The following is a 14,012-nucleotide window of genomic DNA, read 5'->3' on the forward strand; positions in this document are numbered from 1 at the left end:
GACCGGTAACCGGTCCGGCTTTCTCAGTAATGGGGAATGGAAATTTAAATTAACGCCAAAAGGTAATTTCCTCGCTAAGCATGACGGCGGGAATTCGTTATTAAGTAATAGCCATGGTTATTAACTCGTATACAGAGGGTATTTATGTAAAATAATAACCAATCGAATTCTCATCGGAGGTCCTGCTTCATGCTTAAAGTTCTGGGTATTATTCTCGCCATTCAAATCGTCAAAAAAAAGGGCTGCCCAGACATTGTCTCAGGCAGCCGCTTTGTTGAAAGGTTAATTTATTCGATTCGAAGCTTGAAGCAAATCATGAATGACTTTCGCTGCTGCTTCGCGTGTGGTAGCAGCGAAAGGTTGGAAGAAGTAGCTTCCCTTCACTTCAACCCCTTGCATCAGACCCGCATCCGTAACTGCCTGGATGCTGTCCTTTGCATACGCGCCGAACTTATCGGCATCAGCATAAGAATGTCCGTTGCCTGAAGTCGATACTTCCAAGCCGATAAGCTTGATCGCTCTTCCCAGCATTACCGTCAGATCTTGACGTGTAATCGTTGCATTCGGATGGAATTGACCGTTCTCACCTGTCACCAATCCAGCTGCATATGCGGTTGCCACATCGGAAGCGAACCAGTCATTGATCTTCACATCTCCGAATGTTGCTTGTGTCGCTTGCGTCTGCAAGCCAAGTGCACGTACGAGCATCGACGTGAATTGTGCACGCGTGACGTTCGATTTTGGCGAGAACGTACTTGCGGATGTACCATTCAACAAGAATTTATCCGCAAGCGATTGAATCTGTTCGCTCGCCCATGACTTGTCGATATCCGTGAATACCACTTGTCTCGTAGCTGCCGCGTATGTAGAGAATCCTGGGCGACGAATCGTCACGATGGATGCACCATCAGCCGTTTTCGTAATCACTGCTGCAACCGGGTTTACTTTGCCATTCTCTAGATAAAGCGCTCCGGCATGGCTGGTGTCAATTCCTTTGTGTACAAGGAATGATCTTGCCGCTGCTTCGCCAGCTTTCAACTGCAACGGCGTTGTTGTACCATTGCTTACTGTGCCTGCTTCGAACACATACGGCGTGCCAAGAATCGTTGCATTCTTCACTTGCTTCGTGAACTTTGCTTTGCTCGCCTCATCTTTCTTGATCGTCAGGATGAGCTCCGCACCAGTTGCGACTTGTTCCAGTGACGTCAGTGGCAAGGCAACTGTCGAATCATTCCATGCAAAGACAACAGTTCCTTTCACACCCGCTTCCTTCAACTTCCCAACCTGCGCTGCACTCAGCGTCAGCTTAGCAGCTGAAGCATCGGTAGATGCCGCTCCAACTGTCAAAGCTGCGGGCGTCTTCACCTCTTTCAATGCAGCCTGCAGATCCTCATCCTTCACAGTTACTGACAATTGCGAACCTTCCAAGCTTGTTTGTCCTGCAAGCTCAACACTTGTCTGTCCTTTCTCGAAGACAGATGCTGCAACTTCTTGGTTATACGCTGGTTTGACCGGTCCTGGCAAGCTTGGAGACGGGCTGCCCGTGCCTGGATTTCCTGGATTAGTTGGTTCTGGCTCATCGTTCACGTAGAATGTCTTAAAGGCAATATTCTCATCAATAAGGGCATAGTTCTCGTCTAGAACATCTGCAACTAATATGAGCTTATATCGTCCCTTGGGAAGCTGCTTGATCGAATTATTACCATCAATCAAATATCGACCTTCGGTATATGAACCTGAAAATTCTGTAAGAATAAAGTCTGTTGGAAGTGGATTTAAATGATCTGTCTTTTCGTCAATATCAAAGCCCTCTGCCAGTAAACCTAAAACGTTGTTTTTCATATCGAGAATAGCCACCGCTAGATAATTGACGTCCCCGGAAGGAAAAGATGCCGTCATATCAATTGGTTCAGCCTTGGTCACTGTTGGACTGCTGATTGCGAAATCATGAATTAAATAATCATTATCTTCTGATTCTTTGCCAATATGAATGACAAATGGTAAATGCAGAGTAGGATGGTCAGCACTTTCTAATACAACCTCACCCTCGTACACGCCAACTTTAGCTTGTGAGCTAGCTGCTGCGCTAAGATTAAACTCATAGCTAGCTGCTGCTCCAACTTGGATCATATCGCCATGAAGGCCCTCTAACTGCACAGCGACTTTACTCGTATCAGGCGTCGGAATGGGATCGTTAGGATCAGAAGTTACAGAAGAATGCATGACAACCTTTACTTGATATGCAACAGATGCATCGGACAGATTTTTCACTTGAAGCGGCTGCTTCACCGCTGCGGACCCTGGCTGAAGCATACCAAAGCTCACACTGCTTGCTTCACTCGGAATGACAGTCGGATTCATCTTATTATCATAGATTGTTATATTATCCAATGATTCAATAATAGCAGGTGTTTCAATCGCTCTAATAACATCAACCCGGCCTGCGCCTTGCGAGTAGACATCGTATGACGTGCCTATTTCATTCGAGAGTGTCTCTGCTGTATTAGCAAGAGCCGAACGAATGTCAGTCGGTGTCCAGTCTGGATGCGCTTGTTTCATTAGCAGCGCAAGACCTGCCACGTGAGGAGTGGCCATGCTCGTACCGCTCAGCTTAGCGTAAGCTTTATCATAGTTACCGCCGTATGCAGGCATCGTCGAGAGAATTTGAACGCCTGGAGCTGCTAGATCTGGTTTTATTCCGTAATTGCCATCAGAATTCGGACCTCGGGAACTGAAGTCTGCCATTCGATCGCCAGCCAAATCCGTTTTCTCGAAGTCGCTCTTCATAGTGAATTGAAAGGTTTGGCCTGGATTGTCACGCAATTCACGAGCCAGTGCGCGTCCAATCTGCCCTGGCATATCGAAGGTTGGCACATACTCATAGTTATCACCTAGGAAAGCAACCGGCCCAATTGGACCGTTACGACCAGGGATATCTTCTTTAAGATCTGGTACTGGTAGATGTTGTGCATTCTCAGTGGCATTACCGTTGAATATGATCAAAGCTTTCGCACCGAGTTTGGCTGCTTCTTTCACTTTTTCCTCGAAAGGGAATATACCGCGGGAAACGAACACTACTTTACCCTCTACCGATTCTCGATTCAACCCTAAATCTTCATAGCTATACTTATCACCAAGGCCAGCATAGACACCTTGAATCGGGCCAGTGCCAAACAACTCATTGAAATTCTCTTGTTCTGTTGTCCACGCCATCAAGTCCATCCGTAAATCTTGGGTAAGCGAGCCGACTTCGCTGAGTACGCTTCCCGATACACGAATCCCATCACTAGTAGCTGCGCCTACAGCAATCGCTAATTGAGAGGACGCTGGCGAGCCCATTGAATAGTAATAGTGCGGACCACTGCCTGCGTTTCCATTTGCAACGACGGCAACCACACCCGCAAGAACGGCGTTATTCAGTGCTATTGCATCTGGTGAATTAGGGTCTTTCTCGGAATCATTTCCTAATGATAGATTAATAACGTCCATGTTATCCTCTACAGCATGCTCAATTCCGTCTATGATTTGAGCAGAGGTACCCCCCTCTGGTCCTAGCACCTTGTATGCATATAAGCTGGCTTCATAAGCGACACCTTTTTGCTGCAAATTGGAACTAGTATTAGAAGCTGTACCGGCTATCGTACCAGAAACGTGAGTACCGTGATAGGAACCTTCATAACCAGGATATATTTCCGGCATATCTTCGTATGGATCATCATCCAGGTTGATTGCATCATAGCCACCCTCGACATAATTTCCTTCGAGGTCAGGGTGATTGTAGTCAATACCTGTATCTAGAACGCCAATCTTTAAGTCTTTTCCTGTCAACCCCCGATTCCATGCCTCCAGAACGCCGATTTGCTCCAGCGGCACGGTATCAATGGCCGACGTTTCTACCGCAGCCTGCTGGCTGTCAGAAACTTCTGCCGGGTAATAGATCGCATTTGGATAAATAGATTTAACCTCCGGCAGCTCTGCTAGCATCGGAATTTGATCTGCACGAACAGTGACCTCCATACCATTCAGCACGGTGTTGAACTTTCGTTCAACTTGCAACGGAATCCGACTAGACTGAGCGTTACGCACAAATTGGTCTTGTTCAGTTTGAACGGCAACCTCCGTAGCTTCTGCTGCTAATGCCTTGAAGCCTTGCTGAGCTGCATACTTTCCAACAGCAGTTGGTTCTCCTCTCAGCTGTACGATGACCTTAATTTCATCTTGTGAAGCGGTATTAATGCTCTTCGCTACATACGCTTCACCCAAAGCTGAATCAGCACTACTTAACTCAGGATCAACCTCTTCTAAAGAGCGACTAATTTCTTGTAATCTCTCTTTCGTAATATATGGTCTGTCAGGTTTATTTGCACCTGCAGCTGGAAGATTCGGAATTGCGAGACTTCCAGCCAACAACGTAACCGTCGCTATCGTAAGTGATTTCATTAATCGTGATCGTTTCACGTTCAGCTACCCCATTTCGGATCAATATGATAATCTGCTGCTACTATTTCAAGTTCTCGACCTCTAATCCTTCGATTGTTACAATATGGTTGCTTGACCTCGGATTGGTATCCCCTGCGTGTACGATCTTAATCTTATGCTCGCCCGCTTTTAGTTCCTCAGAGGTGAAGACCGCAACCTGATCTTGACGCTTATTGCTATACAAATCGATTGGTCTAGACGTCACAGATACACCATCGATAAATACATTCACCTTGCCACGATTGTTGCCCAGCGAGGACCATAGTGTAACTTTTGTTCCATTGAACGTATATTCCGAGGAACTACCCGGCGTCGTTGTATAGAGCTGAGAACCGTCTGCGAACTTCGCGTCATATCGAACTACCCATGGACCGACTTGGGTAGAAGATCTGGCTATTGGCGATATCAAGTTGGAGATCTTGAATGCATCCACATTGAATCCAATGTTTTCTTCACCAAACTCAGGTTCTACATTACTAATCTCGACTTCATGATGACCATTAGCCAGCACTGTTTTATATAATACCTGTTGCGTTTTTGGAGTTGCGCTAAATAAATTTAACCCAGATACCTGCAAACCATCGATGAAAACTTTCGCATGACCCTGCAGATCATTTGTCGTTGCTATCATCTCAAATGCATTGCCTCGAAAACCAAATTTTACAGAACCGCGTCCAGTGAGCTGCTTCATTGAACCATTCGAGTAACCTGATCCTGAAACTGTCTGCCAATCACCTTCATATCTCAGCGATGGATCATTGTCCTCGATCACGGCAGTCGTATTGCTATAGTCAACACGAAGTGAATATTGCCCTGCTCCTGCAACGGCAAAGACATTGATATAATATTTTCCGGAATTGGTTGCTCGGAACGTAATCGACTCATTCGATGTGCCCGGCGTCTCGGAATAGGCAATCGCACCGTCTTTGCTCGCTACTGTCGTTGCGGATGAATCGTATAAGATGAGATCGAAATCAGTTCCCTTAACCCCTGTAAGAGAGATCGTCGCCTCTTCTCCCGCATATAGTTCAATGGAATATACATGGTTTGGATCTTTCTCGTTATCAAGCTTGTTGGAAATGGAAGGATCAATCAGTGACATACCCGGGATATCCTTGTTCCAAAGGGCACGGTAAGCACTAATGTATTTTCCGCTTGCCGTATAGCGCTTAAGCTCTTTCTCAGATTTACCACTTGTCATGATGCGCTGTTTGATTTCCGTATTGCTCATATCCGGATACTCACTTTGAATAAGTCCTGCCACGCCAGCAGCATAAGCAGCAGCAAATATTGTCCCTGTTGCGTACGTATACGCTCCTGAGGTATTTTTCATATTAATGGTAGTCATTTCAGGCTTACTACTTGTTATGGTATTGATAAACAACGAAAAGTCCGGCAGCAAATACGTTTGTCCATCGAAAATGGAGTCTTTCGCACCCCAAGCTTTGGTTATCCAACCACCTTCAGCAGCATGCTGAACACCTAAAACATCTAAAGCGAAATTAGAATCTTGAATGGAATCGAGTGCATTCTGCCCTGCAAGCAGCAAATGTCCTCCATTATTCAGATAGTCAGTCAAGTTTTTTTGATCTTTTGCATTAATTAATAATTCGGTGTCAGCGTCACCTGCATTTCCTGTAAACCAGATTACAATATCGTAGTCCTCCAATGTAGTCAGGGAAGGCCCATCGGCTGCTATATTTTCTGTTGTAACCGTGTCGAAGTCATAGCTCGCATTATTGAGCAGCTCTTCATAAACGGGGAAGATTGCAGGTCCACCTGGTATGCCAATTCCAGGATCTCGACTAATGCCCCCAGCATTACCTCGTACACTGTCATCTACAAGCAACGCTTTTGGCACTGCATTACCGTCAGTATCTTTCATCCCATCTTTCAAGTAATTCATCACGCGATTGAATACGTCCTGACGTTGCGTGTTAATTACTGCTTGATCATCCGGAATCGGAATCTCTTCGAATCCTATACTACTGAAATAGGCTTTATACTTTCCTGGGTTATTAATTTGAGCGGCATATCCGAAATCAATATTCAAATCAGTTGAAGCAATCAATTCTGAAGGTGCCGAGACATCTATGGATTCTTTGCCTATTGCTGAAAGGTCTGACAACACGCCAGATATACTAATTCCGTTGACAGCTAATATATTGGGACTTGGATAGGAAGCGGGATAAATAGGCTTTATTTCCAAATTTAGAATATCTCGGTTCGCGCGATCTCCTGATGGTGCTACAAATAACATGCTAGAAGCATTGATCGCATCTTCAATGTATCTGCTTCTGTACTCGTAGACCATTCCGAACATCGCAATCTTAACACCGTTTTGCTCTGCGTAATCAATGGCTTCAACAATATCCGTATAGCGTCCGCCCTTTTTGGTCAAAACTTTGAGCGGCATAACTTTAACGTTCGGCGCTACACCGGCAATGCCTTCATTGTTCCCCCACTTTGCAGCAATTTGACCTGCGGCTACCGTTCCGAATGCGTCCGAGTAACTATCACTTCTATCAAATAATGAATTATCACGATTAGCAAAGTCCCAACCATTGAAGTCATCGTCGAAACCGTTTTTATCATCATCTTTTCCGTTGTTTGGTGTCTCGCCTTTATTCTCCCAAATCTGACCTTCCAGGTCAGGGATGTCAATCTTTGCACCACTACCAATAATGGCAATCGTTACATCTTCATTGCCCTTGGTAATTTCCCAGGCTTCTGGCAAATCCATATCTGCATCTGGAGTACCACCGGGAACCGTACCATCTTTTACCCATTGACCTGTATTATGAAGGCCCCACTGATCGTTAAATAGCGGATCATTTGGTAACTCTATTGCCGCACTATCTGTTTGAGCGGTTGTTTCAGCAGTGCCTGCAGCCTGCTCCAAAGCTTGTACAGCTTCTTCACCCTTACTGAAACTTTGGGCATTAATTGCATTAGGCACCATATAGTTGGGCTCTGCATAGAGTACATCTGGATTCTTCAGCAACTCATTAATCACGTTATGTATGTCTGTACCATCAGCGAGCTGAAGCAGTTCTGTGTTTGGAATCAATAACGAAGACGATCCCGTAATTTGTGCAGATACTGCACTCATGCGTGAGGAAGCAGCATCCGACTTATACCTAACGATGACTTCATCCGAAGCATACTCTGGTATCTCAGGTAATAAGCTTACATATTCAGGCTTGCCATCCGCATTTAGTGGTGCTTGTGTCTCATCACTTACATCAGAGCCAACAGATTTCGCAGAATCAGATAACGGTTGTATCTCTTTCATTTGGCTCTTTCTTAGGAGCTCGTTTTGCGGATGGTTTTGATAATGCATGGCTAAAGCTGGCGTCACTAATCCAAATGCCAATGCAGCAGAGATTAATGTTGCCGTCATTTTCTTGTTTTTCTTGAACAAGAGTCGTCACTTCCTTTGTAAAAATTTAGATGAATTATTATTCTGATTATTAAAATTATTATTAATGTTCTGAAATTTTTTAATAGAACAATCTTCTAATTAGCACATAATCTCCTTTCGCAAGTATGTATCCTTAAGTGGTTAGAGCTGCAGAACGATGCAATCTGTAAAAACTTAACTATGAATGCAATTCATGTCAACTAACCTGACAAGGACTAACAAAAATCTATTAACTAAAATATTTATAGTATATATATCATTAGTATACATCTGTAAATTTAATAGCGTCAATACATTTGTTAGTTACTAATTGTATCAGTATTGGCGATATGTAATTATTATGTCAGATTACTTGACGTAATTTATGTAAGATTTATATAAATAAAATGAATCCTATACATACATTTACTTGCACTTACTTCATAAAAAAAATAAAACCTTAGCAAGAACATTCAAAAAATGTTCTTGCTAAGGTTTTATTAAAGTATTTTTATCCTAAATATTAAATTTAATGAACGGTTCAACCGTTTGATCCATCTGCCGGACAGTCCGAGGCAGTTCTTCAGCGATATGCTCAAGAATCCGAAGCATAAGTACCATGCAAGGTCGCTCAAGACGCTTCGGAGACCGCTGGACAGTCAGGTCAAACAGATCGTTCAGCATGTCAAGAAGCAGTTGACCAAAGCGTAACGAAATTGACTTGATCTGCGTGTACGGCGGCGGAAGCCGAGCATCCGGCAGAAGCCGCGAGCGCTGTCCTCCACGAAGAGGAAACCTCTCCTCTCGCCAGGATCAGCAAGAACGAGGTTCCTTCTTCGGAACTTTCGCTCAATACTAGATTGCCTTTTTGCGTTTGCGCGAGCAGCTTGCTGAATGCTAAGCCCAGACCAAGCCCGCGCAGGCTCTGTTTCTTGTGCTCCCCGCGAAAGAAACGCTCAAACACGAGGCTTTGTTCGGAGCGGGGGATGCCGGAGCCGTTGTCGACTACAAGGATGTCGGCGTATCCATCGTTCAAGGAAGTAAAGTTCGACTCGAGCGCGATGTACAAAACGAGCAGCTGCTTCTTTCCGGTAAGACTAGCGTAACATTCGCCGATTTCGGGGAGGGGTTATGGCCGTCAGCGCGGATACGAAGCACCCCGTCGAGTCTGTCAAGTTCCTCAATCTGCTGAACACGGATCCCGAGGTTCGCAATTTGTTCAATTTCGGAATCGAGGGGGTGCACTACACCTTGGATCGCAACGGCCAGGTAGTGCCCATTCCGCCCAAGGACAAGAACGGCAATCCGATCCCGGACGCGCAGCCAAGCTATGGAGGCGTGCAATACACCCAGGGCAATTGGTTCATCTTGAAGACCATGGGCGGTGAATACCCGGATCCCTTGGACAAATGGAATCAATTCCGCGCAAGCAACAGGGAAGCGGTTGTATCAAGTACGCTGGGCTTTACCCCGGACTTGTCCCGGATGCCCATTCAGATGCAGAACATCCAGATGGTCTGGGAGAAATACTTTCCCAGCCTGATGACGGGCAGCGTGGACGTCGCTTCGGTGCTGCCGATGTTTAATCAGGAGCTTCGGCAGGCGGGTATCGACGAGGTGCGATCCGAAGTGCAGAAGCAGCTTGACGCTTGGCGAGCCGCCCATCTGAAACTCGGAAGAGTCCGAGGAAGTAATTGAGGAAAGTCGGACCGGTTGCCGGTCCGACTTTCTTTGTAAGGGGGAATAGTATTTCGTATTAGCGCCAAAAGGTAATTTCCTCGCTAGGCAGGCGAACGGATTCATGGCCTGCTTCTTTTGCTTTCCCAATGGAGAGGATCATGACAGGTACATACCGTTCGTCGTCCAGATCAAATGCGCTGACAATCTTATCGCGTTCAAAGCCGCCCATAGGATTGGTGTCATATCCATGCGCACGGGCTACCAGCATGAGCTGCATGGCAAATAAACTCGCATCGACTTTGGCAATTTCGATCTTCAATTCTCTCGGCAACTGCGGAAACATGCTCATTATCTGCGCGACCTGCTTGTCACGTACATCGCTGGGCATTTTCCCCAGCTCCACAGCCGTATTATAAATGTCTTCTACATATAATTCACTCCGAGTATCGCCCAAAATAATGAGCATCGCCGCAGACGTATCGTTTTGACGCGCATTAAACTGTACAAGAGGCCGGAGTTTGTTTTTCCCTTCAGGGGAATGAACGACGATAACACGCCATGGCTGCATATTCGCAGATGAAGGCGCTAGGCTTGCTTCTTGTAGGATTGCCTGTAATTCTTCCTTTGAAATTTTGACGTCCTCGTCGTAAAGTTTTACGGAACGCCGGCCCGTGATAATATTGGCAAAATCGTTGTTCCGGTTAGGTTTCAGCATGTAATCTCTCCTTTTGATGAGGCCAGTTGTTTTGACAGCAATGATGTCACTGGTTATCATGTTGTAAGTATGAACTATGAACCTTGGTTTATAGCAAACGCAAATCATTATAAGTCCAGAAGGGAACAGGTTATGAAAGCAAATGAAGTCTCCAAGCTGACGGGGCTGCCGATATCCACTTTGCGTTTCTATGAACGCAAACAGTTGATTCCGGAGCCATTTCTATCGAGGGATGACAATAATTATCGCGTGTACGATAGGGAAGTGGTTGAATATTTGCAGGATGTGAGAATGCTGCTCTCGTTAGGCTTTACGATTCAGGAATTAATTTTGCTTATAAGTGAAAGCTCCCATATAGAGAAGAAGGCATTGGTGATGGAGAAAATCAACTATATGCAGGAGTTAGAAGCGAAGTTGGAAGCGTCAAAAACATTCCTGGGGGATTTGTTAGAGGGCAGGGCAAATTTCCAGACCCATTGCAAATCTAAGCATTAACCGAGGCGGAGCGGCCGGCGACTAATGCCGAATAGGCGGAGGATCCACGAGCGTCGGATCAGAAATGTAAATGTTCCCCTTGTTATCGACGGAAGCGAAGAAGATATCGTCTTGGCCAACGCCTTTCGCTTGCAGCTGGGAATCCAGCCAGGCTGTATCTTTTTTGATATAAGAAAGCGTATCTTGGTATACCGTCCCTTCTACGATTAGGGGGTAGGACAAGTCGCTCTGCATTCTGATTAGCCCTAGCTCTTCTAGGGTAGGTGCCGATTTAGGGCTTTTTTTGTACACGGTCAATTTTCCGTTAGCCTCCAGTACGGCAAATTCGACGTCGGCAAGATGAAAAACATCCTTCTCGCGCAGCATCTGAAGAATGTTATCGATGGAATACCGCGCTTTCTTGAGGTTATGAACCAAAAGGTTTCCTTGATGTACGACGACGGTGGGCTCGAAGGAAATGAGCTTCCCGAATCTTCTGTATTTGATCGATAGGGAGGAAACAACTCGCTGCAGAAGACCAATCAATAGGATTGCTATTGCAATATGGATATGGTTAACGCTTGGTTCGGCAATATCGGCTCCGATAACAGATCCCAAGGAAAGAATGACTAGAAAATCGAATACGGGCAATTCACCCAGAGAGCGCTTCCCCATGATTAACCCTATCACTAACATTAGAGGGTAGATCGTCGCGATCCTTCCCGCAATCAGCAATGAATCCTTCGCGTAGTCCGTCCACATGCGCGCGCAACCGCCCTTCCTCAATTAATTCTAACCGGATGGTTTGTATTTTCTAATATTTCCAAAGCGCTATCCGCCTACTCTCTTACCTCGGCAGCTTCTTTTGACGGGGCAGGGGACGGATGCCCGAGCAAAGATAAAGCCCCTTCCACCAATCTGATGGAGGGACTCTTTGTCATCGATATCACGCCTCGCGGTTACTATTTTATTACATCTCTTTCGAGTACTTCACCCGATAATAAGTTCCGTATCCAAGGATGAGCATATAGACAATAACGAACAGCAGAACCAGGGTTAAATCGATTTTCATCAAGGCTATTGCCGTAATTAAGGCGCCAAACACAAAAACCATCATGTCATATGCTTTTGCTTTTGACCGGTTAATGATTGCCAGATTGCGCTCATCTTTTTGTTCAATCTCCAGCTGCTTTGCCGCGGCGGGATCATGCTTCATCGCGAAACGGGTCATGATTTCACCCATGCCGTGACCAAACATGCCGGAGCCAAGTCCAACGCAGATGCAAGGCAAAGCCCGAAGCAAGCCTTGCGGATCCTCCATTGTTTTGATGAAGAACACGCCGATTATTAGCAGGGCTACGCCTGCAGCGGCAATCAAATAAGACGCATTTGTTTTGTTCATGCCTTCTCATCCTCCTCGTAAATAAAGATCTCTTCGATACTCATACCGAAAAAACGAGCAATCTTGAACGCTAAGAGGATCGAGGGATTATAACGCCCGTTTTCTAATGAACCGATCGTTTGCCTGGACACTTCAAGAGCCGCCGCTAATTCTTCCTGCTTAATACCGCGTTGCTTGCGGATTTCTTCTAAACGGTTGTTCAATGCGTTCACCCCCTAATGGAAAGCTGGCTTTCCATGATGAAAGCATATCGCGCATAGCGATCAATGTCAAGCGAGCTTTCCATTTTGAAAAGGGAGCCGCCGGATTTATTGACAGCCCCCGAGGTGCCGTTAAGCAGCAATTTCTGCCACTCTCGTAATATCCATAATTTTATATATTTGGTTAAAATTTAACTAGGACAAAATCGTTAACTTTACAGTCAGTTAATTTAGGGGTGATATATTTAGAGCTGAAATAGATATAGATGAATGCTAGGAGTGGAACAATGTCTAAATTTTTATTCGCGGTTATGCCTATTCAAGGACATATCAGCCCGGGTCTTCCGATTGCCAAGCGACTGGTAGAGACGGGCCATGAGGTCATGTGGTACAGCACTTCTAAATATCGAGATAAAATCGAAGCAACGGGTGCACGTTTTGTCAAGGTGCAGTCAGCTAAGGATTTAGATGATAGTCGGTATGAAGTTTGGTTTCCCGAAAGAAGTCAGTTTCAGGGTGTCAATCAAATGAAATTTGATTTAAAAAATATTTTCTTTGGGGAAATGCCTGCATATGCTGCAGATCTCATTGAGCTATTAAAGGAGTTTCCCGCGGATGTGGTGGTTATGGACGCTGCATTCACAGGAATGCTGCCGTTGAAGCTGACAGGCAAGGCTCCGAAGATAGCGGCTTATGGAGTATTTCCTATGACTCTGAGCAGCCGCGATACTGCGCCCTTTGGGCTTGGAATTCTGCCGAGCACAAGCGCAATCGGTCGAATTCGCAATAAATTGTTGAACGGATTGGTTGAAAATATCATGTTTGCGGATGTGCAGAAGCATGCGAACAAATTATTATCCAGCATGAACGCGCCTAAACTTCCGCACTTTGCATTGACTGCCCCTGCGCTGGCAAGTGATTTGTTCCTGCAGGGCACGAGTACTTCCTTTGAATATCCTCGCAGTGATTTGCCGGGCACCGTTCGATTTGTCGGACCGTACTTGCCGGCCAAACCAACCGAATTCACGCCGCCCTCTTGGTGGGATGACATGAAGAACCGTACGGTTGTATATGTTACGCAAGGAACGATCGCAAACGAAGATTTTCATCAATTGCTTATTCCCACTATTCAAGCATTAGCGGGCGAAGATGTCCTGGTTGTGGCTACGACAGGGGGCAAGCCTCTAACGAACGTTAATATTCCATTGCCGGACAATGTTCGATTGGAAAGCTTCATTCCTCATCATGAACTGTTGCCTCATGTGGCTGCAATTGTGACTAACGGAGGATACGGCGGCGTACAGCAGGCTATCTATTATGGGGTTCCTATCGTTACAGCGGGTAAAACCGAAGATAAACCGGAAGTAAGCGCACGTGTTGAATGGTCAGGCGTAGGGATTAACTTGAAGACTGACCGTCCGTCGAAAGAAAAGATTTTGCATGCGGTGAAGCAGGTGCTGAACCAACCTCAATTTAAGAGTAATGTTATGCGATTGTCTAAGGAATTCCAATCAATGGATGCGATTGAGAATACAATGAAGGAATTAAGCAAGCTTGCCAATTCCAAATAATAGAGCAATATGATGGTGCCGATATGAAAATCGGCGCCATTTTTCAATTTCGGTAGCAGATGATACGCTATCCCTTTGAATGGATCAA

At 45.5% G+C, this 14,012-nt stretch carries 11 protein-coding genes; 4 read left to right on the forward strand and 7 right to left on the reverse strand.

The window, feature by feature from the left end:
* Positions 1–282 precede the first annotated feature (282 nt).
* Positions 283–4,458: a S8 family serine peptidase gene (locus tag M3194_RS31235; RefSeq protein ID WP_311290314.1), complete on the reverse strand. Its 4,176-nt coding sequence runs from the start codon at positions 4,456–4,458 to the stop codon at positions 283–285.
* A gap of 43 nt (positions 4,459–4,501) precedes the next feature.
* Positions 4,502–7,903: a S8 family serine peptidase gene (locus tag M3194_RS10065; RefSeq protein WP_251653305.1), complete on the reverse strand. Its 3,402-nt coding sequence runs from the start codon at positions 7,901–7,903 to the stop codon at positions 4,502–4,504.
* Positions 7,904–8,431: 528 nt separating this feature from the next.
* Between M3194_RS10065 and M3194_RS10070 the strand changes: the two genes are divergently transcribed.
* Positions 8,432–8,593 (forward strand): hypothetical protein, encoded by a 162-nt coding sequence (locus tag M3194_RS10070; RefSeq protein WP_251653306.1) that lies wholly within the window; start codon positions 8,432–8,434, stop codon positions 8,591–8,593.
* Here the strand turns inward: M3194_RS10070 and M3194_RS10075 are convergent.
* On the reverse strand, positions 8,568–8,951 hold the full coding sequence (locus tag M3194_RS10075; RefSeq protein ID WP_251653307.1) for an ATP-binding protein: 384 nt from the start codon (positions 8,949–8,951) through the stop codon (positions 8,568–8,570). The genes M3194_RS10070 and M3194_RS10075 overlap by 26 nt on opposite strands.
* A 62-nt stretch (positions 8,952–9,013) precedes the next feature.
* On the opposite strand from M3194_RS10075, the gene M3194_RS10080 reads away from it, so the two are divergent.
* Positions 9,014–9,580: a DUF3502 domain-containing protein gene (locus tag M3194_RS10080; RefSeq protein ID WP_251653308.1), complete on the forward strand. Its 567-nt coding sequence runs from the start codon at positions 9,014–9,016 to the stop codon at positions 9,578–9,580.
* Between the two features lie 58 nt (positions 9,581–9,638).
* Here M3194_RS10080 and M3194_RS10085 read toward each other — a convergent pair whose 3' ends face one another.
* Positions 9,639–10,277, reverse strand: a complete 639-nt coding sequence (locus M3194_RS10085) for a nitroreductase family protein (protein ID WP_251653309.1) — start codon at positions 10,275–10,277, stop codon at positions 9,639–9,641.
* A gap of 132 nt (positions 10,278–10,409) precedes the next feature.
* On the opposite strand from M3194_RS10085, the gene M3194_RS10090 reads away from it, so the two are divergent.
* On the forward strand, positions 10,410–10,772 hold the full coding sequence (locus tag M3194_RS10090; RefSeq protein WP_251653310.1) for a MerR family transcriptional regulator: 363 nt from the start codon (positions 10,410–10,412) through the stop codon (positions 10,770–10,772).
* Positions 10,773–10,793: 21 nt separating this feature from the next.
* Here M3194_RS10090 and M3194_RS10095 read toward each other — a convergent pair whose 3' ends face one another.
* The 3 genes from M3194_RS10095 to M3194_RS10105 all read right to left on the reverse strand — a co-directional run bounded on the left by M3194_RS10095 (position 10,794) and on the right by M3194_RS10105 (position 12,356).
* On the reverse strand, positions 10,794–11,513 hold the full coding sequence (locus M3194_RS10095) for a DUF421 domain-containing protein (RefSeq protein WP_251653311.1): 720 nt from the start codon (positions 11,511–11,513) through the stop codon (positions 10,794–10,796).
* A 208-nt stretch (positions 11,514–11,721) separates the two neighbouring features.
* Complete coding sequence (locus M3194_RS10100; RefSeq protein WP_251653312.1) at positions 11,722–12,153, reverse strand: hypothetical protein; 432 nt, start codon at positions 12,151–12,153, stop codon at positions 11,722–11,724.
* Positions 12,150–12,356: a helix-turn-helix transcriptional regulator gene (locus M3194_RS10105; RefSeq protein ID WP_251653313.1), complete on the reverse strand. Its 207-nt coding sequence runs from the start codon at positions 12,354–12,356 to the stop codon at positions 12,150–12,152. Before M3194_RS10105 ends, M3194_RS10100 begins: the two co-directional genes overlap by 4 nt.
* Before the next feature lie 284 nt (positions 12,357–12,640).
* Between M3194_RS10105 and M3194_RS10110 the strand changes: the two genes are divergently transcribed.
* Positions 12,641–13,924, forward strand: a complete 1,284-nt coding sequence (locus M3194_RS10110; protein WP_251653314.1) for a glycosyltransferase — start codon at positions 12,641–12,643, stop codon at positions 13,922–13,924.
* Positions 13,925–14,012 lie beyond the last annotated feature (88 nt).

This window comes from Paenibacillus glycanilyticus (assembly GCF_023715145.1).
GTDB lineage: Bacteria > Bacillota > Bacilli > Paenibacillales > Paenibacillaceae > Pristimantibacillus > Pristimantibacillus glycanilyticus_A.

Bases quoted from the DNA above. Each gene is read 5' to 3' on its own strand.
- M3194_RS10080 (WP_251653308.1), top strand. From the start codon at position 9,014: ATGGCCGTCAGCGCGGATACGAAGCACCCCGTCGAGTCTGTCAAGTTC.
- M3194_RS10085 (WP_251653309.1), bottom strand. From the start codon at position 10,277: ATGCTGAAACCTAACCGGAACAACGATTTTGCCAATATTATCACGGGC.
- M3194_RS10090 (WP_251653310.1), top strand. From the start codon at position 10,410: ATGAAAGCAAATGAAGTCTCCAAGCTGACGGGGCTGCCGATATCCACT.
- M3194_RS10095 (WP_251653311.1), bottom strand. From the start codon at position 11,513: ATGTGGACGGACTACGCGAAGGATTCATTGCTGATTGCGGGAAGGATC.
- M3194_RS10100 (WP_251653312.1), bottom strand. From the start codon at position 12,153: ATGAACAAAACAAATGCGTCTTATTTGATTGCCGCTGCAGGCGTAGCC.
- M3194_RS10110 (WP_251653314.1), top strand. From the start codon at position 12,641: ATGTCTAAATTTTTATTCGCGGTTATGCCTATTCAAGGACATATCAGC.